This window comes from Pseudomonas sp. WS 5412, from assembly GCF_012985615.1.
Classification (GTDB): Bacteria; Pseudomonadota; Gammaproteobacteria; order Pseudomonadales; family Pseudomonadaceae; genus Aquipseudomonas; species Aquipseudomonas shahriarae.
The window spans coordinates 145,957-165,649 of sequence record NZ_JAARMB010000003.1; the positions used below are offsets into that span (position 1 = coordinate 145,957).

General features: G+C 59.6%; 17 protein-coding genes and 4 tRNA genes. 5 read left to right on the forward strand and 16 right to left on the reverse strand.

Annotation, left to right across the window (positions count from 1 at the left end; translation table 11 throughout):
- Positions 1-36: 36 nt before the first annotated feature.
- From HBR94_RS05695 to uvrB, 14 genes are all read right to left on the reverse strand, one after another.
- Entirely contained in the window at positions 37-1,344 is a 1,308-nt protein-coding gene (locus tag HBR94_RS05695) for a hypothetical protein (RefSeq protein ID WP_262383364.1), read from the reverse strand.
- 182 nt (positions 1,345-1,526) lie between these two features.
- Positions 1,527-2,480, reverse strand: coding sequence for a hypothetical protein (locus HBR94_RS05700; RefSeq protein WP_233092153.1), 954 nt, complete (start codon positions 2,478-2,480; stop codon positions 1,527-1,529).
- A 91-nt stretch (positions 2,481-2,571) separates the two neighbouring features.
- The gene (locus HBR94_RS05705; RefSeq protein WP_170044359.1) at positions 2,572-3,765 is read right to left on the reverse strand and encodes a hypothetical protein; all 1,194 of its coding nucleotides are present in this window, start codon (positions 3,763-3,765) and stop codon (positions 2,572-2,574) included.
- Between the two features lie 571 nt (positions 3,766-4,336).
- Positions 4,337-4,786 carry an Hsp20 family protein gene (locus HBR94_RS05710; RefSeq protein WP_057438600.1) on the reverse strand — a complete coding sequence of 150 codons (450 nt, stop codon included), beginning with the start codon at positions 4,784-4,786 and terminating at the stop codon, positions 4,337-4,339.
- Between the two features lie 118 nt (positions 4,787-4,904).
- Complete coding sequence (locus tag HBR94_RS05715) at positions 4,905-5,864, reverse strand: tRNA-dihydrouridine synthase (RefSeq protein ID WP_057438599.1); 960 nt, start codon at positions 5,862-5,864, stop codon at positions 4,905-4,907.
- Between the two features lie 67 nt (positions 5,865-5,931).
- Positions 5,932-6,363, reverse strand: coding sequence for a thioesterase family protein (locus HBR94_RS05720; RefSeq protein ID WP_057438598.1), 432 nt, complete (start codon positions 6,361-6,363; stop codon positions 5,932-5,934).
- Positions 6,364-6,418: 55 nt separating this feature from the next.
- On the reverse strand, positions 6,419-7,252 hold the full coding sequence (locus tag HBR94_RS05725; protein WP_115128640.1) for an alpha/beta fold hydrolase: 834 nt from the start codon (positions 7,250-7,252) through the stop codon (positions 6,419-6,421).
- Positions 7,253-7,282: 30 nt separating this feature from the next.
- A complete protein-coding gene (locus HBR94_RS05730) occupies positions 7,283-7,822 on the reverse strand; it encodes a TetR/AcrR family transcriptional regulator (RefSeq protein WP_057438596.1) in 540 nt (179 codons plus the stop codon).
- Between the two features lie 181 nt (positions 7,823-8,003).
- Positions 8,004-8,079: transfer RNA gene (locus HBR94_RS05735), tRNA-Glu, on the reverse strand.
- 78 nt (positions 8,080-8,157) lie between these two features.
- Positions 8,158-8,233: transfer RNA gene (locus HBR94_RS05740), tRNA-Ala, on the reverse strand.
- Between the two features lie 50 nt (positions 8,234-8,283).
- Positions 8,284-8,359: transfer RNA gene (locus tag HBR94_RS05745), tRNA-Glu, on the reverse strand.
- A gap of 77 nt (positions 8,360-8,436) precedes the next feature.
- A tRNA-Ala gene (locus HBR94_RS05750) sits at positions 8,437-8,512 on the reverse strand.
- Positions 8,513-8,659: 147 nt separating this feature from the next.
- On the reverse strand, positions 8,660-10,141 hold the full coding sequence (gltX, locus tag HBR94_RS05755) for a glutamate--tRNA ligase (RefSeq protein WP_057960187.1): 1,482 nt from the start codon (positions 10,139-10,141) through the stop codon (positions 8,660-8,662).
- Positions 10,142-10,430: 289 nt separating this feature from the next.
- Positions 10,431-12,446, reverse strand: a complete 2,016-nt coding sequence (gene uvrB, locus HBR94_RS05760; RefSeq protein ID WP_170044360.1) for an excinuclease ABC subunit UvrB — start codon at positions 12,444-12,446, stop codon at positions 10,431-10,433.
- Between the two features lie 343 nt (positions 12,447-12,789).
- On the opposite strand from uvrB, the gene HBR94_RS05765 reads away from it, so the two are divergent.
- Both HBR94_RS05765 and HBR94_RS05770 read left to right on the forward strand, forming a co-directional pair.
- The gene (locus HBR94_RS05765; protein ID WP_057960189.1) at positions 12,790-13,986 is read left to right on the forward strand and encodes an amino acid aminotransferase; all 1,197 of its coding nucleotides are present in this window, start codon (positions 12,790-12,792) and stop codon (positions 13,984-13,986) included.
- 260 nt (positions 13,987-14,246) lie between these two features.
- Complete coding sequence (locus HBR94_RS05770; protein WP_057438594.1) at positions 14,247-14,456, forward strand: hypothetical protein; 210 nt, start codon at positions 14,247-14,249, stop codon at positions 14,454-14,456.
- Between the two features lie 11 nt (positions 14,457-14,467).
- Here HBR94_RS05770 and HBR94_RS05775 read toward each other — a convergent pair whose 3' ends face one another.
- Positions 14,468-15,334: a LysR family transcriptional regulator gene (locus HBR94_RS05775; RefSeq protein ID WP_057438593.1), complete on the reverse strand. Its 867-nt coding sequence runs from the start codon at positions 15,332-15,334 to the stop codon at positions 14,468-14,470.
- A gap of 104 nt (positions 15,335-15,438) precedes the next feature.
- Here HBR94_RS05775 and HBR94_RS05780 point away from each other — a divergent pair, with 104 nt between their 5' ends.
- Both HBR94_RS05780 and HBR94_RS28895 read left to right on the forward strand, forming a co-directional pair.
- Positions 15,439-16,830 (forward strand): aldehyde dehydrogenase family protein, encoded by a 1,392-nt coding sequence (locus HBR94_RS05780; protein ID WP_170044361.1) that lies wholly within the window; start codon positions 15,439-15,441, stop codon positions 16,828-16,830.
- 82 nt (positions 16,831-16,912) lie between these two features.
- Positions 16,913-17,791, forward strand: coding sequence for a sensor domain-containing diguanylate cyclase (locus HBR94_RS28895; RefSeq protein ID WP_170044362.1), 879 nt, complete (start codon positions 16,913-16,915; stop codon positions 17,789-17,791).
- A 54-nt stretch (positions 17,792-17,845) separates the two neighbouring features.
- Here HBR94_RS28895 and HBR94_RS05790 read toward each other — a convergent pair whose 3' ends face one another.
- The gene (locus HBR94_RS05790) at positions 17,846-18,286 is read right to left on the reverse strand and encodes a TspO/MBR family protein (RefSeq protein WP_170044363.1); all 441 of its coding nucleotides are present in this window, start codon (positions 18,284-18,286) and stop codon (positions 17,846-17,848) included.
- 196 nt (positions 18,287-18,482) lie between these two features.
- Here HBR94_RS05790 and chrA point away from each other — a divergent pair, with 196 nt between their 5' ends.
- Entirely contained in the window at positions 18,483-19,691 is a 1,209-nt protein-coding gene (chrA, locus tag HBR94_RS05795) for a chromate efflux transporter (protein WP_170044364.1), read from the forward strand.
- Positions 19,692-19,693 lie beyond the last annotated feature (2 nt).

Below are 19,693 nucleotides of genomic sequence, written 5' to 3' on the forward strand. Positions count from 1 at the left end.
GGGAGAGCGCCAAATACCCTCAGCCCTGCACCTGCCTTACACCAACTTCAACGCACGCAGGAAGTAGTCCTGCCATTGCGATTGGACCAAATTGCACTTTTGCCCATACATATCCAGCATCCCGCCAATGACCACCACCGAGTGGTGGGAGTTGGCCAGGGTGCCAATCGCCCCATTTATCAGTTCTTTTACCGTGCTTTCACGGACATAGGCCGACAGCCCAAGCCTGCGCAGCGCCGCTCCCGGATACTCACCGTCGTTCAGGGTTTCCATGGCCATCTCAAAACTCTGACGAGCACGGCCGTCGTTGTTCTCCCACTGCGCGCGCTTGGCACTCGCGGCGTACAAGAAATTGGCATCGGCCAGCAATGACGGATTGGTGCCCTTCAAGTTGGAGGCTGCCTGGGCCTTTCTCAGCTCATCATGGGTCAGGGTCAACTTATAAGAATCTCTCATGACCACTTCATAGCCTTCAGCGGTGACCGTGACCTTTTTAAAGATGTCTTGCGGGCGTTGCCCAAACCTCATCATCGCCGCCTTGATCGCTGATACGGTGACACAGTTGCCTTCTACCCCTTGATAAAAGCCACTCCAGATATCAGCGGGGGGGACACCCACGGGCGCACGGGATAACTTCAGCGCACCTGTCTCGAGACTTGCGGGCGATGCCTCCGGCGCCTGCGTGTCATTGAACAACATATACCCGTAACTTCGATCAACTCTTTGCTTGTGTCCGTAGTTATGCTGGGTGCTATCCATGACAAAGGCCGAGCCAAAATTATGTGTCTCCACCACACCCAACGCGCCGCTGGCGGCCATATCAGTAGTGGGCACAAACTGGGCAAAACCAATCATTCCCATGCCCCGCAGGCAGTTCTGCGTGGTTTCGCCTTCAAGGCTCTTGCGTAAGGCCTGCTCGAAACTGCCATATTCCCCGGTTTGTTGTTTACGCTTGGCAAACGCCGCCAGCACAACATTGGCATCGGCAATGGCCGAACTGTCATTGCCAGCAAATCGCGATGCCTTCGCCGTCAGTTTTAGTTCCTCTTTGGAAATATGCACCTTAAACTCATCTTTCATCGTGATGTCATAACCATCCCCCGCGACTTTCACTTCCTCAAACATATCCCGTGGGTTTTGACCAAATGTCATCATCATCATTTTAATAACCGCCGCATGGGTGCTGCTATCAAAGCACTCACCAAAACCACGCGGGGTGGCGGTAAAAGCATTCAAGATATCATCGGGTTTCTTGCCCCGTTTCGTCGACAACTCACCTGAGGAAAAACTATTGGCCGGCTCAAGAGCTGCCCTATAACCATCAGTAAATAACGGATTAAACATACTTATATTCATGACACCCCCTACCCACAACAATATTAAAGACACGACAAAAACGCATTGTTAAAAAACAACAAATGCCAGATATTGAAAAGCCAGAAAAATGAATAACAAAAACCTGCGCAGGATAACTACAACGACTCTTATTTTTAAAGCTTACTCGACAGCCCCCTCTACAACTTCACTCAACCGATCAGCGCCACTGCATCCCCGTACGTTGGCGCCCTGCCTTTTCGGCCCCACAACTCCTCCCGACCATCAATCACTGCAACCGAATGCATGGCCCGATTGACCATCCCTACCTGCCCCCGGGCCAGGGCGCTTACAGGGACACGTTTCATATAATGTATTAAGCCCAGCCGCTGAAAACCTTCACCGGGACCATTTTCATCTTCGCCATTATTGAGACTGCGTATCGCCGCGCTAAAACTTCTCGCAGCCCTGCCATCGTTATTATCCAAATGCGCACGCTTGACACTGCAAGCAAACATGAACTCAGCATCCTTGAGTGCGCCTTTGTCTCGTCCAAAAAACCGTGCCCCTGCAGCCGCCTGCTTCAACTCTTGGTGGCTCACGGTCAAGTAATAGCCATCTCGCATTGTGACCTCATAGCCCTGGGCGGTTTTACGAACGCGTTTATAAACATCGGTAGGGCTTTGCCCAAACTTATGCATGGCTGCCTTGATCGCCGAAACAGTCACGCAATTGCCATCTGGCCCTTGGCGGAAACCGCCCCAGATATCGTCACACTTGGCCCCATTGCGCTTACTCGATAGGTCAGGAAGAGGTGTAGGTGCCGTCTCCGGTTCTGGCACTACCGGTGTTGGCTTGACCTCTGGTCTGACCGGCTCGGGAACAACCTTTACGGTGTCTTGTTCGTTACGGCCTGACAGCAATGCTGAAAGCTGGCTCAAGAAAGCGCTGAACATCGAAATAATGGCCTGCAAGTCCACCGCAGGCTTCTTCAACTCACCCGTCGCCCGCTTGAAGTAGTTATTTACCGAGTGCTGACGGGAAGCCGTGCTGCCCCCCAAACGCTGTATCGAGGGCCTCTGGGTGGCGCCATGAAACGCCTCCCCCTGCCGTCCCGAACAATCACACATGAGGTGTACAGCGCTGTTAACGTTTAACACGGACATGATTCTGACCCCCACTAAGTGCCCCTCCGGCCGGTCACTGACCGGAGAAGCAACTGGTTGAATTTAAAGGTTTACAGGCTCTGAAGAGGTACTAGGGCCGACGAGAGAGGGCCGTAGCCCAACCCATTTCATCCGGACCGCAGTCTGGGCCCGGGGAGGTCAGGTCAGTCCCTGGCAACGGCTTGTCCGGCTGTACTGCTGGGGTTGGCAGTGGCAAGGCATCAGGTTCTACACGGGCGTCGGTCTGGGGTACTACCACCCTGGGTTCCGGGCCAGACTTCACGCGACTATCGACCACTGGCGGCGCCGGTTGGGGGACCACGCCGGGTTTCACACGACTGCTGATCATGGGCACGGGCCGCTGGGGCTCCAACTCGGGTGTCACATTCGTCGTGATCACGGGTACCAGCGACGCAGGTACCGAACCAGGCTTCGTACGAACGTCAATCGCCGAATGAGCGTCCGCCGGGCAATGGCAGTTGTTGATATTGACGTTCACCCGCACCACTGAGTCGGAGGACACTTTGGAGTCTGTATCTGGAACCCGGGGCAAGACCTTGATATCCGGCGACACTGCGGGTTGCTTGCCCGGGATTACGGGTTTGCTCTCGGCCTGCTTGTCCGCCTCGACCAGCACTTTGGCGTCCTTGCCCGGAACAGCCGGCTGGCTTTCGGCTTGCGGCTTCTTCTCGGCCGGTTTGTCCGTCTCGAGCGGCACTTTGGTGTTCTTGCCCGGAACCGCCGGCTGGCTCTCGGCTTGCGGCTTCTTCTCGACCGGTTTGTCCGTCTCGAGCGGCACTTTGGTGTCCTTGCCCGGAACCGCCGGCTGGCTCTCGGCTTGCGGCTTCTTCTCGGCCGGTTTGTCCCTATCGAGCTGGTTTTTTAAGTCTTTGCCTGAAATTACCGGCTTACCCGCGTCAATCGGTGCTTTCAATTCCTTGCCTGGGAGGGCCGGGTTATCCCCAGGCTGGGATTTCACTTCAGTCGGCTTGTCCATTGTCGGCAAAACATCAGGAGAGTGTTTTTTGCCAGACAGCACATCTCGCATCGCCTTAAAGAGAAGTTCAAACATATCAAGCAGTTTTGAAAGTGCGTCGGTACTGACGACTGTACTTTCCCGCCCATTCGCAACGGTACGGTTATAATCTGGCAAAACACTCGGCTTAGCCCCCAGCGGCTTACTTGCGTCAACACTTCCAACCTGAGCAGCTACCGGCGCGGCCCGATCAAGCTGATGATTACCGACATTAACGCTCGGAGGATTATTAACAGATAGATAAGACATTAGTCATCCCTCTTTTCAGAAAAGCACCAGGGCATTCAAATACCCATAACGAACACGATTTACTGATGACTTGAAACGGTAGCAACCGAATCAAAGTCCATGATTTCGTGGAGCAAAAAGCGTTCGGGTTCCAGAAATCCCTGAAAACATAAGGACACTAATAGAGAACTTCAGACTTTTACCTATGGACTTCTGCAGAAAATCAGCTTCCCAGCGCTTTTCCTGGGGAAAACAACGTCATACCCGTTAATAAACTGCCTCGATGAAAAAAAACGTCATGATTCCTCAATCTTTCACAGGACGGCCCGTGATATTTCCCGCGCGAAAAATACAGTGGTCACGCACAGTAAAACCAAAAAACACAATCCGCTTCACACCTTCCAAACTTGGGCAAAACTAAAAACAAGTTACACACACTCACTAGTACAAAAAACCAATCGGCACTTTTCAACTAAACAACAACCGTAGCGCTACTGGTTAAATCACTTACTCCCGCCCTTAGCGCCTTAAACAAAAAAAGGGCGCCAGAGGCGCCCTTTCTTGAAGAGATGAAAAACTTAAAAATATAGACTCAGTGTTGCAGGGCCGGCTTCTGCCCCCCATTGATCGGGATGCGCTTGGCCTTTGCCTCTTCCGGCACTACTCGCAGCAGGTCAATGCTCAACAATCCATTGCTCAGGTCTGCGGCCTTGATCTCAATATGGTCCGCCAAGCGGAACGACAACTTGAAGGCGCGCTGGGCAATGCCTTGATGTAGATAGGTGACGTTCTCGGCCTTGGTGTCACGCTTGCCACCACTGACGGTCAAGACGCCTTTCTCTACCTGCAACTCCAAATCGTCTTCCTGGAAACCGGCCGCCGCGATCACGATGCGGTATTGGTCTTCAGCGTGTTTCTCGACGTTATAGGGTGGGTAGCTGCTGCCCGGCTCGTTGCGCAGCGCGGTTTCGAACAGGTCGTTGAAACGGTCGAAACCCACGGAAGAGCGGAACAGCGGTGCCAGGGAAAATGCGGTACTCATGGTCAAATCTCCTGAAATAATCAGCAAGGTTCTTTATCTCCACGACCCGAATTCGGCATCGTGTAATCCCTAGATAAGGACCGCCAAGTACATTTCAAGAGAGGCCGTAAGAAAATTTTCAGACCCCTTGGGGGTGAGGCATTCCGAGCAAACGGCTGACCTGCTGAAGGTCGGTTTCCCGGCGCAGCGCGGTAAACAGCTCTACAGCTTGCGGGTAGTTGCGCGTCAGCATCGCCAGCCACTGCTTCAGACGACCTGGTGCCTGGCGCTCAGTCAGTTGCGCTACAGACTGCGTCCAGAACTCCCGGAGCATGGGCTGCATCTCCTCCCAACTCATCTCCACCACGTCTTCACCGGCACGTGCGGCGGCGATTTGCCGGGCCAGGTCGGGACGCGCCACCAGGCCGCGACCGAGCATGATGTCCTCGACACCGCTGATCTCGCGGCAGCGTCGCCAGTCTTCAACACTCCAGATATCACCGTTGGCGAACACCGGTACCTTGACCACGTCCTGCACACGCGGGATCCACTCCCAATGGGCTGGCGGCTTGTAGCCATCGGCCTTGGTCCGCGCATGCACCACGATATGTGCCGCACCACCTTCCGCCAGAGCAGTGGCACACACCAGCGCACCGTCCGGACTGTCGAAGCCCAGGCGCATCTTGGCGGTCACCGGGATATGCGCCGGCACCGCACGACGTACGTGCTCGACGATCTGGTTGAGCAGTTCCGGTTCCTTGAGCAGCACCGCGCCGCCGCGGGACTTGTTGACCGTCTTGGCCGGGCAGCCAAAGTTCAGGTCGATCACCTCAGACCCCAACTCACAGGCCAGCGCGGCGTTTTCCGCCAGGCACACGGGATCAGAGCCCAGCAACTGCACACGCAAAGGCACGCCCGCAGCGGTTTTGGCACCGTGCAGCAGTTCAGGAGCAAGCTTGTGGAAATAGGCCGGAGTCAGCAGGCGGTCGTTGACCCGGATAAATTCGGTCACGCACCAATCAATACCGCCCACCTGGGTCAGCACGTCCCGCAGGATGTTGTCGACCAACCCCTCCATGGGCGCCAAGGCAATTTGCATGGAAAACACTCAACGAAAAACGTGGCGCAGTTTACTGGGTTTCCCACAGCAACCGTTAACCCCCTTGTCAGATGTGGATCGCCACGCCATAGCCTTCGATAAACTCCGCCGGCATGCGCTTGGGCTTGCCGCTGGAGAGTTCGATACAGACAAAGGTGGTTTGCGCACGCAACAAGGTGGCGCCATCACTGGGGCGCATCAGTTGGAAGCGCCGGGTCATCTTCAGGCGCTGGTCCCAATCGACGATCCAGGTCGCCAGTTGCAACTCATCGCCTTCGTAGCCGGCTGCCAGATAGTCGATTTCATGGCGTACCACTGCCATGGCCCGATCCAGGCGCCGGTACTCGGCAAGGTCCAGGCCCAGACGCTGGGAGTGGCGCCAGGCGCAACGCTCCAACCAGGAGACGTAAACGGCATTATTGGCATGCCCCAGGCCGTCGATGTCCTCAGCGGCCACCTGCAGATCAATGATAAACGGCTTTGCCAAGTCCCAGCCCATGCCCAGCTCCCGGTCGATTAATGTCGGCGGGCAGCAGTGTAACCCATCGCTTGGCTCAAGCGGTTTGCCGCGCCGGTTCACGGCAGCCGGCCAGCAGCGCCAGCACGCCTTCGACCACTCGAGGGTCGGCCAGGACCTTCTGATGCCCGCCTTGCTCCAGGCGCAACAGGCGGCTGTCGAACCAGGCCTCGTGGATCATCTGTGAGGCCTTGACCGGGACGAAGGTGTCGTCTTCGGCATGCACGATCAGCCCTGGGATATTCATTTGATAGTGGGCCACATCCAGGTGCTTGAGCGGGATGCCCAGGGCGTACTCGACCTCCTGGATAAACGCTGCACGCGCCCGCTCCGGCATGCCGACCACCGAGGCAAAGCCGCGCAATACATCGAGCAAACGGGAAGGGGCCGCAATGCTCACCAACGCATTGGTGCGCAGGCCCAATTGGATGGCCAGCATCGCACTGGCGCCGCCCATGGAGTGACCGACCACCGCGTGCAGCGGCGGCAACTCAGCGGCCGCTTCCAGCATCGCCCGGGCAAACAGCACCACGTGGGCCTCACGGCCCGGCGAGCGACCATGGGCCGGGCCGTCGAGGGCAATCACCGAATAACCGGCGCCCACCAATGCGTCGATCAAGCTGGCGAACTGGGTTGGGCGCCCTTCCCAACCGTGCATCATCAGCACCGCCGGGCCCTGGCCCCAACGCAGCGCCGACAGGCCAAAACGCAAGGTGATGCGCTCGGCCTGCGCCAGCAGCGGCAATTCCCACGCACGGGGCGGCAGATCCCGAGGCGTCATGAAGGCGCGACGCATCTGGTTGGCGATGGTTTGCGGCGCCAGCCTGCCCACGGTGCCGTTGACACGGCGAATCCAGTTCAAGGTGCTCATCCCTTCACTCCCCAGGCTAACAAGCCTTGTTCAGCGCACTGCCGACTTGGAGGCGCGCAATACACGATCCGACAATTCGCCCGGCCCCAGGGCCCGGGCCAATGCCAGGCCGCCAATCATCAAGGCCATGTCGGCCAGGGCTTTGTCGGTGTCTTCCGGGCTGGCGGCCAGTTGCGCAGCCATCAGCTCGACGTGCTGGCTCAGCACATCGCGAAACTCATCCGGCAAGCGGCTCATCTCGCCCACCGTGGCCGGGATCGGGCAGGCCTGGGCGGTAGAATCGCGGTGCTTGCGCGACAGGTAGAACGCCGCCACCAGGGCGCGGCGCTCTTCGCCTGTCAGGCTCGGGTCCATATCTTCGATAGACGCCCGGCGCCGCGCCAGCAGTTGCTCGAACGCCTCCAGCATCAAGGCGTCCTTGCTTTCAAAGTGGGCGTAGAAGCCGCCAACGGTCAGGCCCGCGGCCCCCATGACCTCACCCACACTCGGTTCGGCCGGGCCACGCTGAATCAGCGCGGAGCTGGCGGCTTGCAGAATACGTTCACGGGTTTGCGCTTTTTTATCGCTCATGACGGCCTCCGAATATTACGGTTAAAATATTATCTTCATAATACTTTTTAGCAAGCGCTGAATTCGACCGCTGGTCAGAAGAGATTTTTGTAGAGGGAGGGAGAAAACCCAAACGCCAGACAAACAAAAGGGCCATTCAATAATCGAATGACCCTTATAAATCCCGCAGAGCGGGTAATCGTGGCGTCCCCTAGGGGACTCGAACCCCTGTTACCGCCGTGAAAGGGCGGTGTCCTAGGCCACTAGACGAAGGGGACACAAACCTTCTATACAACATGATCAGGCTGAGACTGATCAGTTCAAGGACGGTGTGGCCAGACCTTGAACCTGTAAATTGGTGGAGCTAAACGGGATCGAACCGTTGACCTCTTGCATGCCATGCAAGCGCTCTCCCAGCTGAGCTATAGCCCCGGATTTTTCGCCTCGCGGCGCAGCAGACCTTGCGAGCTGCTTGTTGAAACTGGCGTCCCCTAGGGGACTCGAACCCCTGTTACCGCCGTGAAAGGGCGGTGTCCTAGGCCACTAGACGAAGGGGACAAAACCTTCTGTACAACCTGATCAAGCTGGGCCTGATCAATTCAAGGACGGTGTGGCCAGACCTTGAACCTGTAAATTGGTGGAGCTAAACGGGATCGAACCGTTGACCTCTTGCATGCCATGCAAGCGCTCTCCCAGCTGAGCTATAGCCCCTCATCGGTGAGGACGGGGCGAATCTTAATGGCGCTTTGAAAGGCTGTCAAATTTATTTTCAACAATTTTCAAAGTTTTTTGCCGGGATAACAATCACTTACCGTCAAAACCCCGGAAAGCCGGGGTTTTGACCTTACCAGCGCTTAACTAGGCGATAGCACCCAGCAGCTTTTCCCATTCCTTGTTTTCTTTCTTCGACACACCGCCCAGCAAATCAAGGGCTTGGCGCAGACGGAAGCGGGTCAGGTCAGGGCCGAGGATTTCCATCGCATCAAGTACCGACACCGAACTGGCCTGCCCGGTAATCGCGGCAAACATCAGCGGCATGGCATCGCGCAGTTTCAACTCCAGGGACTCGACCACCGCCTGGATGGTTGCGGTGATGGCGTCCTTCTCCCACTGGCGCAGGCTTTCAAGTTTCCACAGGATCAACTGCATCAACTGGCGAACCTGGTCGGCCGAGAGTTTCTTCGACTCGAACAGCTTGGCATCCGGATTCACGCCCCCGGCAAAGAAGAAGCTGGCCAGCGGAGCGACCTGGCTGAACGTCTCCACCCTGCCCTGCACCAGCGGGGCAATTTTCATCATGTACTCGGGGTTCAACGCCCACTGCTGCACACGGCTGGCGAATTCTTCCACCGGCAGGTCACGCAGCCATTGGCCATTGAGCCACGACAGCTTCTCGATATCGAAGATCGGCCCGCCCAGGGAGACGCGGGACAGGTCGAAGTTATCGACCATTTCCTGCAGCGAGAACTTCTCGCGCTCGTCCGGCATCGACCAGCCCATGCGGCCCAGGTAGTTGAGCATCGCTTCAGGCATGAAGCCCATGCGCTCGTAGAAGGTCACCGAGGTCGGGTTCTTGCGCTTGGACAGCTTGCTCTTGTCCGGGTTACGCAGCAGCGGCATGTAGCACAACTGCGGCTGTTCCCAGCCGAAGTATTCGTAAAGCAGGATCAGCTTGGGCGCCGATGGCAGCCACTCTTCGCCACGCAGTACATGGGTGATGCCCATCAGGTGGTCATCGACCACATTGGCCAGGAAGTACGTCGGCAGGCCGTCGGTCTTCATCAGCACTTGCATGTCCATGCGGTCCCACGGGATCTCCACATCGCCGCGCAACATGTCCGGCACCACGCACACACCTTCGCTCGGCACTTTCATACGGATGACGTGAGGCTCACCGGCAGCCAGGCGCTGGGCCACTTCTTCTTTCGACAGCAGCAGTGCGCGGCCGTCGTAGCGCGGGGTTTCGCCACGGGCCTGTTGCTCGGCGCGCATCTGGTCCAGCTCTTCGGCGGTGCAGAAGCACGGGAAGGCATGGCCCATGTCGACCAGTTGCTGGGTGTACTTTTTATAGATGTCGCTGCGCTCGCTCTGGCGATACGGGCCATGTGGACCGCCGACATCCGGGCCTTCAGCCCAGGTAATGCCCAACCAGCGCAGGGCATCGAAAATCTGCTGTTCCGACTCACGGGTCGAACGCACTTGGTCCGTGTCTTCGATCCGCAGGATGAATTCACCGCCGTGCTGCTTGGCAAAGCAGTAGTTGAACAAGGCGATGTAGGCAGTACCGACGTGGGGATCCCCAGTAGGCGATGGCGCGATGCGCGTGCGGACGGTGGTCATGGCGGGTCTCGAATGGGCAATAAAGCTGAAAATAAAACAAGGGGCGAATGGTAACAGCCCCAAGCCCCCCGGCTCCAGCGTGGGCCGATCAACAAAGGGCATATAAACCAAGGTTGGGGCTGCAACTGCGAGATAGCTATTTGGCAGATCGTTAGCTGGCTATATTCCATTGCCTTTCGTAACCGACACTGCGCCGCCATCGCAGGCAAGCCAGCTCCCACATGCTGAAATGCATTGCACATGTGGGAGCTGGCTTGCCTGCGATGAGGCCCGCCCCATCAACGCAACTTCAGACCGTCAGCAACCGCTCGCGCAACTTGCCAATCTCATCGCGCATCTGCGCCGCCGCTTCAAACTCCAGGTCCCGCGCCAGCTGGTACATCTTCTCTTCCAGTTGGCGGATACGCTTGGTGATTTCGCTCGGCGAGCGCAGTTCGTTTTCGTACTTGGCGTTTTCCTCGGCAGCCTTGGCCATGCCTTTGCGCTTCTTGCTGCGCGAGCCCGGTACGGTGGCGCCTTCCATAATGTCGGCCACGTCCTTGAACACGCCCTTGGGGGTGATGCCATTGGCCAGGTTGAACGCAATCTGCTTGTCGCGGCGGCGCTCGGTTTCGCCGATGGCCCGCTCCATGGAGCCGGTGATGCGGTCGGCATACAAAATCGCCCGGCCATTGAGGTTACGCGCCGCACGGCCGATGGTCTGGATCAGCGAGCGCTCGGAGCGCAGGAAACCCTCCTTGTCCGCGTCCAGGATCGCCACCAGCGACACCTCGGGCATGTCCAGGCCTTCACGCAGCAGGTTGATGCCCACCAGCACATCGAACGTACCCAGGCGCAGGTCGCGGATGATCTCCACGCGCTCCACCGTGTCGATGTCCGAGTGCAGGTAACGCACGCGCACGCCGTGGTCGGCGAGGTAATCGGTAAGGTCTTCGGACATGCGCTTGGTCAGCGTGGTGACCAGCACCCGTTCTTCCAGAGCCACGCGCTTGGTGATCTCCGACAGCAAGTCATCGACCTGGGTCAGGGCCGGGCGGATCTCGATTTGCGGGTCGACCAGGCCGGTGGGACGCACCAGTTGCTCGATCACCCGGCCAGCATGCTCGGCCTCGTAGTTGCCCGGCGTGGCCGACACAAAGATGGTCTGCGGGCTGATGCTTTCCCATTCGTCAAAGCGCATCGGCCGGTTATCCAGCGCCGAAGGCAGGCGGAAGCCGTACTCCACCAGGGTTTCCTTGCGCGAACGGTCGCCTTTATACATGGCACCGACTTGCGGCACGCTGACGTGGGATTCGTCGATCACCAGCAAGGCGTCTGCCGGCAGGTAGTCGTAGAGGGTCGGTGGTGGCGCGCCGGATTCGCGCCCCGACAGGTAGCGCGAGTAGTTTTCGATGCCGTTGCAGTAGCCCAGCTCGAGGATCATCTCCAGGTCAAAACGCGTGCGCTGCTCCAGGCGCTGGGCTTCCAGCAGCTTATTGTTGGCGCGCAGGTATTCGAGGCGCTCGGTCAGCTCGGCCTTGATCCCCTCCATGGCATCCAAAAGGGTTTCACGGGGTGTCACATAGTGGCTTTTTGGATAGAACGTGAAACGCGGCAGTTTGCGGATCACTTCGCCAGTCAATGGATCGAAGGCCGACAAACTCTCGACTTCATCGTCGAACAGCTCGATCCGGATCGCTTCCAGGTCCGACTCTGCCGGGTAGATGTCGATCACGTCGCCACGCACGCGGAAGGTCGCGCGGGCAAAGTCCATATCGTTACGGGTGTATTGCAAATCCGCCAGGCGCCGCAGCAAGGCGCGCTGGTCGAGTTTGTCGCCGCGATCGACGTGCAGCACCATCTTCAAATAGGTTTCCGGGCTGCCCAGGCCGTAGATGCAAGAAACGGTGGTGACGATGATCGCGTCCTTGCGCTCCAGCAGCGCCTTGGTCGCCGACAGCCGCATCTGCTCGATATGGTCGTTGATCGACGCATCCTTCTCGATAAAGGTATCGGAGGACGGCACATAGGCTTCGGGCTGGTAGTAGTCGTAGTAGGAGACGAAGTACTCCACCGCGTTGTTCGGGAAGAACGCCTTGAATTCACCGTACAACTGCGCGGCGAGGGTCTTGTTCGGTGCCAGCACCAGGGTCGGGCGGTTGATCTGCGCGATCACGTTGGCAATGCTGAAGGTCTTGCCGGAGCCGGTCACCCCAAGCAAGGTCTGGTGGGACAGGCCAGCCTCGATGCCTTCGACCATCAGGCGTATGGCCTCGGGCTGGTCGCCAGCAGGTTCAAAGCGGGTGACTAGTTGGAAATCCGACATAACGTACCTCTTGAAGTCACCCCAGACTGTAAACCCGTCGGGGACGAAAAAGACCACAGCCTGCTAAATATCAGAGCGAGCCCTAGGAAAAAACCATGATAGCTGTAGAAGTGGAGGCGAATGTGACGGGTTTCAAGGCAATCGTCCTGCATGCCTGCGGCCATCAATGTTGCAATAAGACTAACGGTCGATAAATAAACCGAAAAACTTGGCCGAAAAGCCATTTCGGCTGTCGCCGCGAGCGGTGTTGGCCTCTATACTAGCTCCCCGTTTGTGCACCGCTCTAGTGCATTCGGCTGGAGCGCGACACGTCCCTCCATTCCCCCATAGAGCTGCCGCAAAAATGAGCCTGTTCTCCGCTGTCGAAATGGCACCACGCGATCCTATCCTGGGCCTCAACGAAGCATTCAACGCCGATACCCGTACTGACAAGGTCAACCTTGGCGTGGGCGTTTACTGCAACGAGGAGGGGAAGATTCCACTCCTGCGTGCCGTTGCCGAAGCGGAAGCCATTCGCGTGGCGCAACACGCCGCCCGTGGCTACTTGCCGATTGATGGCATTGCCGCCTACGACCTGGCCGTGCAAAAGCTGCTGTTCGGCACTGAGTCACCGCTGTTGAGCGCTGGCCGGGTGATCACTGCCCAGGCCGTTGGCGGCACCGGCGCACTGAAAATCGGCGCTGACTTCCTCAAGCAACTGCTGCCCAATGCCGTAGTTGCCATCAGCGACCCAAGCTGGGAAAACCACCAGGCGCTGTTCGAAAAAGCCGGCTTCCCGGTGCAGACCTATCGTTATTACGACGCGGCCACCCACGATGTGAACCGCGCCGGCCTGCTGGAAGACCTCAACGCCCTGCCCGCCCAGTCCATCGTCGTGCTGCACGCCTGCTGCCACAACCCGACCGGCGTCGACCTGAGCCCAGCCGACTGGAAAGACGTGCTGGAAGTGGTCAAGGCCAAGAACCTGGTGCCGTTCCTCGACATGGCCTACCAGGGCTTTGGCGACGGTATCGACGAAGATGCCGCCGCCGTGCGCCTGTTCGCCGAGTCGGGCCTGACCTTCTTTGTGTCCAGTTCGTTCTCCAAATCGTTCTCGCTGTACGGCGAGCGCGTGGGCGCACTGTCCATCGTCAGCGAATCGAAAGAAGAAAGCGCGCGCATCCTGTCCCAGGTCAAACGCGTGATCCGCACCAACTACTCCAACCCGCCGACCCACGGCGCGGCGATTGTGGCGGCAGTGCTCAACAACCCAGAGCTGCGCGCCCAGTGGGAAGCAGAACTGGCCGAAATGCGTTTGCGCATCCGCGGCATGCGCGAGCAGATGGTCAGCGACCTGGCCAAGGCTGCTCCGGGCCACGACTTCAGCTTCGTCGGTCGCCAGCGCGGGATGTTCTCCTACTCCGGCCTGACCGTAGAGCAAGTCACCCGCCTGCGCAGCGAGTTCGGTATCTACGCCCTCGACACCGGTCGCATCTGCGTGGCGGCGTTGAACCAGGCGAATATCGCTGCCGTGACCAAGGCGATTGTGCAGGTGCTGTAAGCCTGATCGCGGGGTACGAAGGGGAAGCCAGTGGCTTCCCCTTTCCATTTGTGCCCCCCGTGGCGAGCGAGCTTGCTCGCGTTGGGCTGCGCAGCAGCCCCAATACCTGCCACCCTGAACTTACTGGACCACCACGGTGCCTGAACAAGGGGCCGCTATGCGCCCCAACGCGAGCAAGCTCGCTCGCCACAACAAGTTCACCACTTGCGGCGCCCAACCCCTAGACTGAACACCGACTGCCCCTTTGCTGCGAGAGCCTTATGAGAAACGACGACCTGGACCTGCGTGCCGACCGCGACGAACTGGATCACTTCACCCCGCGCACGCCCCCAGCCAAGCGGCAAAAAAGCCTGGTGCTGCAAGTCGCCCTGGGCGTCTTCCTCGGCGGCCTGGCCTTGTGGCTGGTGCAACTGGGGGCCACGGCGCTGATGGCGAAACTGGCGATGGGCACCCTGCAGTTTGGTGGCTAGCTTGCCGACGCCTACAGGGGAATGCGCTCCTGTAGCAGTTGCACAAAGCTGTCCAAACTCTGCGACACCGTGCCCCGACGCCAGATCAACCAAGTGTTGAGCAGGCGGAACTCGTCGGCCAACGGCCATACACTGACCGTGGTAAACCCCGGCATGCTCTCCAACATGCTGCGCGGCATCAGCGCCAGCCCGGCGCCGGCGCTGACACAGGCGAGCATGCCGTGGTACGACTCCATCTCGAAAATCTTCCCCGGCATCGCGCCGTCCTGGGAAAACCAGCGCTCAAAGTGGTGCCGGTATGAGCAGTTGGAGCGAAAGGTATAGATGTTCTCACCGTTCACATCCTGCCCGCGGCTGATCGGCGCGTGATGCAAGGGCGCAATCACCACCATCTCCTCCTCAAACACCGCCACTCCCTCCAGGGTCGGGTGCAACACCGGGCCATCGACAAACGCCGCCGCCAGTCGCCCCGATAACACGCCTTCGATCATCGTGCCCGAGGGCCCGGTGGTCAGGTCCAGTTCGACCTTGGCGTGTTTCTGGTTGTAGGCCGCCAGCAATGCCGGGATTCGCACGGCGGCGGTGCTTTCCAGCGAGCCCAGGGCGAAGGGGCCCTGGGGCTCCTCACCCGCCACGGTGGCGCGGGCCTCTTGCACCAGGTCAAGGATGCGCCGTGCATAACCGAGGAAATTCCAGCCGGCAGGCGACAGGCGCAGTCGACTTTTCTCACGGATAAACAGCTCAACACCCAGGTCCTGCTCCAATTGCTTGATACGGGTGGTCAGGTTCGATGGCACCCGATGAATCAGCTGTGCGGCGGCGCTGATGCTGCCTTGCTCGGCCACGGCCTTGAAAATCTCCAACTGCACCAGATCCAAGTCATTCTCCAATCGTGAACGTATTGCTTAATATTATTCAGTTCCCGGAAAAGATACAGCCCCGTACGCTGGGCACCTTCTCCAACACTGCGCAGGACGGTGCCATGAACGCTATCACTCACCAGACCCATGCCTTGTCGATCAACCCCGCCAATGGCGAAACCGTCGGCAGCTACCCGTACGAATCCGCCGCGCAACTGGATGCCGCCCTCACTCGCGCCAGCACCGCCTTTCACAAGGGGCGCCATACGCCAGTGGCACAGCGCGCCGAAATGCTCCTGGCCCTGGCCGGCGCCCTGCGTGAACAAGCCGAAGAAATGGCGCAAATGATCACCCTGGAAATGGGCAAGCCCATCGCCCAGGCCCGTGGCGAAATCGAGAAATGCGCCTTGCTGGCCGAGTGGTACGCCGCCCATGGCCCGGCCATGCTCGCCCCGGAACCGACCCTGGTGGACAACGGCAGCGCCCAGATCGAATACCGCCCCTTGGGCCCGATCCTCGCGGTAATGCCGTGGAATTTCCCGGTGTGGCAAGTGCTGCGCGGCGCCGTGCCGACCATGCTCAGCGGCAATACCTACGTGCTCAAGCACGCGCCCAACGTGATGGGCAGCGCCTACCTGATGCAGCAGGCCTTCCACAAAGCCGGCTTCGCCGATGGCCTGTTCGAAGTGATCAACGTCACCCCCGACGGCGTGTCCAAGGCCATCGCCGACCCACGCATCGCCGCCGTGACCCTGACCGGCAGCGTGCGCGCCGGCATCGCCATCGGCTCGCAAGCCGGCGCCGCGCTGAAAAAGTGCGTACTGGAACTGGGCGGCTCCGACCCCTTTATCGTGCTCAACGACGCCGACCTCGACGCCGCCGTGCAAGCGGCAGTGATCGGCCGCTTCCAGAACTCCGGCCAGGTCTGCGCCGCCGCCAAGCGCCTGATCATCGAGCAAGGCGTGGTCGAGGCGTTCACCGCCAAATTCCTTGAAGCCAGCCGCCAACTGGTGATGGGCGACCCGACGTCGAGCGACACCTACATTGGCCCCATGGCCCGCTTCGACCTGCGTGACGAGCTGCACGCACAAGTCCAGGCGACCCTGGCCGAAGGCGCCACCCTGCTGCTGGGCGGCCATCCTATTGAAGGCGCGGGCAACTATTACGCCCCCACCGTCCTGGCCAACGTCACCGACCAGATGACCTCGTTCAGACAGGAACTGTTCGGCCCCGTCGCCTCGATCATCAGCGCCCGCGACGCCGAGCATGCCGTGGCCCTGGCCAACGACAGCGAGTTCGGCCTCACTGCCAGCCTCTTCACCCGCGACCCAGCCAAGGCACGCGAGATCGCCAACCAGCTGGAAACCGGAGGCGTCTTTATCAACGCCTACAGCGTGTCCGATCCTCGGGTGGCGTTTGGCGGGGTGAAAAAGAGTGGGTTTGGCCGCGAACTGTCACATTTCGGCGTGCGGGAATTCTGCAATGCGCAGACGGTATGGATAGATCGGCGGTAGGCCGATAGTCAAGATTGCTCATTGCCAGCCTGCAGGTTCGGGATATGATCAGGCCGATATTTGAACCGGACTGCACTGACCTATGCCCGTTGACCTGCAAGCGCTCTACCCCAAACTGATCCATCTGATGCTGGATACGGTTTTCGTGGTCGACAGGGACAATCAGATCGCATTTGTCAGCGATGCCTGCGAGACGCTGCTCGGCTACCGTGCCGACGAGTTGACCGGCAACTTGATCACCGACTATATGCACCCTGAAGACCTGGCAACCACCCGAGCCTCGATCATCCGAGTGATGAACGGCCAGCCCCACGTCGATTTCCGCAACCGCTATCTGCGCAAGGATGGCAGTGTCGTGCATATCCTGTGGGCGGCATTCTGGTCCGAGGATGTGGGCGCCCGGATCGGCGTGGCGCGGGACATCACCGCCCTCACCCAGGCCGAGGAGGAACTGCGCTTTCTCGCCCACCACGACCCACTGACCGCCCTGACCAATCGCTCGTTGTTCAATGATCGGCTGGACTCCGCGTTGCGCAACGCACGCCGCCAGAACAGCACACTGGCGCTGCTGTTCCTGGATATCAATGATTTCAAGGGCATCAATGATGTGCATGGACATGCCGCCGGCGACCGCGTGCTATGTGCCATTGCACGACGCCTGGAAGGCTGTGTGCGGGACACCGACACAGTAGCGCGGATGGGTGGGGATGAATTCACCGTGCTGTTGACCGATCTTCATTCAGAAGAGGCGGTGGCCGAGAAGGTACAGCAGATCCTTGCCATCATGGCCGAACCGCTGGGCCCTGAGTTTGGCCCGGTGACAATGCCATCGTGCAGCATCGGCGTAGCCCGTTACCCGGCTGACGGGGACAATGCCGATACGCTGCTCAGCCATGCCGATGGTGATATGTACCGGCTGAAGAAACTCCACCGCGCGGCCGCCAAGCGAGCTATTTGTTGAAGCGGCGCAGTTGTGCCGGTTCGGGCTCACTGGCAGGCCAACGCGTGTAGGCCATCAACGGTTATTGCGCAGGATCGAGAAATTCAACGCCGCCGCGACACTCAGCCACGCCAGGTACGGGAACAGGATCAACCCGGTGATCAGGTCCAGGCGCACCGCCAGCACCACCATCGCCGCCACGGTGAGCCAGAGCAGCGTGATAATCAGCATCCCCGCAAGAATCCGATGCGCGCCGAAGAACATCGGGGTCCACAGCGTATTCAAGGCAATCTGCGCCGCCCACAGGGCCAGCACCGTCTGACTGCCGGGGATCAGGCTCAGGCGGTAACCGGCCCAGGCGAGTAGCAGGTAGATGATCGTCCAGGCCACCGGAAACAACCAATTGGGTGGGGTGAAGCGCGGTTTGACCAGGGATTGATACCAGGCGCCGGGCTTGAACATGATTCCGGTACTGGCAGCGGTAGCGCAGGCGAGCAGGAAGATGAAGAACGTCATGGTCGGTCCCTATATGGATGGCGCACGCAGTTGGCACCGTAACGTCTCAAATGACCCAACCTTGCGGCCATAAATTCAATCGGCGCCGAAACGAATCCGCTTGATTGACCGATTTTCGCGTAGCCCGCACCTTTTTCACGTCATATAAAAGGTTTAGGGTGCGTTGATTCTTCCCATTCCTTAGAGAATCGAGCGCTTGGCCAACGTCCCCGCTGATCACCGCAGCAGTCCCTGGTCGGTTTTCCTGATTTTCCTGCGCCTGGGTCTGACCTCCTTCGGCGGACCTGTCGCCCACCTCGGCTACTTTCGCGATGAATTCGTCACGCGGCGGCGCTGGCTGAGCGAGCGCAGCTATGCAGACCTGGTCGCGCTCTGCCAGTTTCTCCCCGGCCCGGCCAGCAGCCAGGTGGGCATCGCCCTGGGTTTGTCACGGGCAGGCTACAGCGGCGCACTGGCGGCCTGGGCCGGGTTTACCTTGCCGTCCGCCGTGCTCTTGATCCTGTTCGCCCTGGGCCTGACCCAGCATAGCTCGGCCATACCGAACGGCGCGCTGCATGGCCTCAAAGTCGTCGCCGTGGCGGTCGTCGCCCAAGCCGTGTGGGGCATGGCGCGCAACCTGTGCCATAGCGGGGGGCGCATGCTCCTGATGCTGATGGCCGCCGTCATTACCCTGTCGATACCGTCGGCCTGGGGCCAGGTCGCGGTGATTGCCGGCGCAGGCGTCGTCGGCCTGCTGCTGTTCAGCCCCGTCCCCAACGCCACCCACGAAGCACTCGCCATCCCCATCCGCCGCCGCGCGGGAGTGATGTGGTTGGCGCTGTTCTTGATCCTGCTGGTGGGCCTGCCGCTCCTCGCCCAGACGCTGCCCAACCAGAGCCTGGCGCTGCTAGACGCGTTCTACCGCAGCGGCTCGCTGGTGTTCGGCGGCGGCCACGTGGTACTGCCCCTGCTGCAAGCCGAAGTAGTGCCGCCGCAATGGGTGAGCAACGACGTGTTCCTCGCCGGCTACGGCGCGGCCCAAGCCGTGCCCGGGCCCTTGTTTACCTTCGCCGCGTTCCTCGGCGCCGCAATGAACCCAGCCCCCACCGGCTGGCTCGGCGGCGTGATCTGCCTGCTGGCTATCTTCACGCCGTCGTTTCTCTTGATCTTCGCCGCCCTGCCCTTTTGGCAAAGCCTGCGCCAAAACACACGCGCACAGGCCGCACTGGCCGGCGTGAATGCCGCGGTGGTGGGTTTATTACTGGCAGCGCTGTACCAACCGGTGTGGACCAACGCGATATTCACCGCACAAGACTTCGGCCTGGCACTGATCGCCCTGGTGGCGCTGATGTTCTGCAAACTGCCGCCATGGCTCGTGGTTGCAGGCAGCGGCGCAGCGGGCTGGTTATTGAGTCTGATCGTGTAGAC

Coding starts and splice junctions, on each gene's coding strand:
- HBR94_RS05730 (WP_057438596.1), bottom strand. CDS start 7,822: ATGAGCGATAAAAAAGCGCAAACCCGTGAACGTATTCTGCAAGCCGCC.
- gltX (WP_057960187.1), bottom strand. CDS start 10,141: ATGACCACCGTCCGCACGCGCATCGCGCCATCGCCTACTGGGGATCCC.
- HBR94_RS05715 (WP_057438599.1), bottom strand. CDS start 5,864: ATGCAAATTGCCTTGGCGCCCATGGAGGGGTTGGTCGACAACATCCTG.
- HBR94_RS05695 (WP_262383364.1), bottom strand. CDS start 1,344: ATGTTTAATCCGTTATTTACTGATGGTTATAGGGCAGCTCTTGAGCCG.
- HBR94_RS05790 (WP_170044363.1), bottom strand. CDS start 18,286: ATGACGTTCTTCATCTTCCTGCTCGCCTGCGCTACCGCTGCCAGTACC.
- HBR94_RS05780 (WP_170044361.1), top strand. CDS start 15,439: ATGAACGCTATCACTCACCAGACCCATGCCTTGTCGATCAACCCCGCC.
- uvrB (WP_170044360.1), bottom strand. CDS start 12,446: ATGTCGGATTTCCAACTAGTCACCCGCTTTGAACCTGCTGGCGACCAG.
- HBR94_RS05700 (WP_233092153.1), bottom strand. CDS start 2,480: ATGTCCGTGTTAAACGTTAACAGCGCTGTACACCTCATGTGTGATTGT.
- HBR94_RS05770 (WP_057438594.1), top strand. CDS start 14,247: ATGAGAAACGACGACCTGGACCTGCGTGCCGACCGCGACGAACTGGAT.
- HBR94_RS05720 (WP_057438598.1), bottom strand. CDS start 6,363: ATGGGCTGGGACTTGGCAAAGCCGTTTATCATTGATCTGCAGGTGGCC.
- HBR94_RS05710 (WP_057438600.1), bottom strand. CDS start 4,786: ATGAGTACCGCATTTTCCCTGGCACCGCTGTTCCGCTCTTCCGTGGGT.
- HBR94_RS05765 (WP_057960189.1), top strand. CDS start 12,790: ATGAGCCTGTTCTCCGCTGTCGAAATGGCACCACGCGATCCTATCCTG.
- HBR94_RS05705 (WP_170044359.1), bottom strand. CDS start 3,765: ATGTCTTATCTATCTGTTAATAATCCTCCGAGCGTTAATGTCGGTAAT.
- HBR94_RS28895 (WP_170044362.1), top strand. CDS start 16,913: ATGCCCGTTGACCTGCAAGCGCTCTACCCCAAACTGATCCATCTGATG.
- HBR94_RS05725 (WP_115128640.1), bottom strand. CDS start 7,252: ATGAGCACCTTGAACTGGATTCGCCGTGTCAACGGCACCGTGGGCAGG.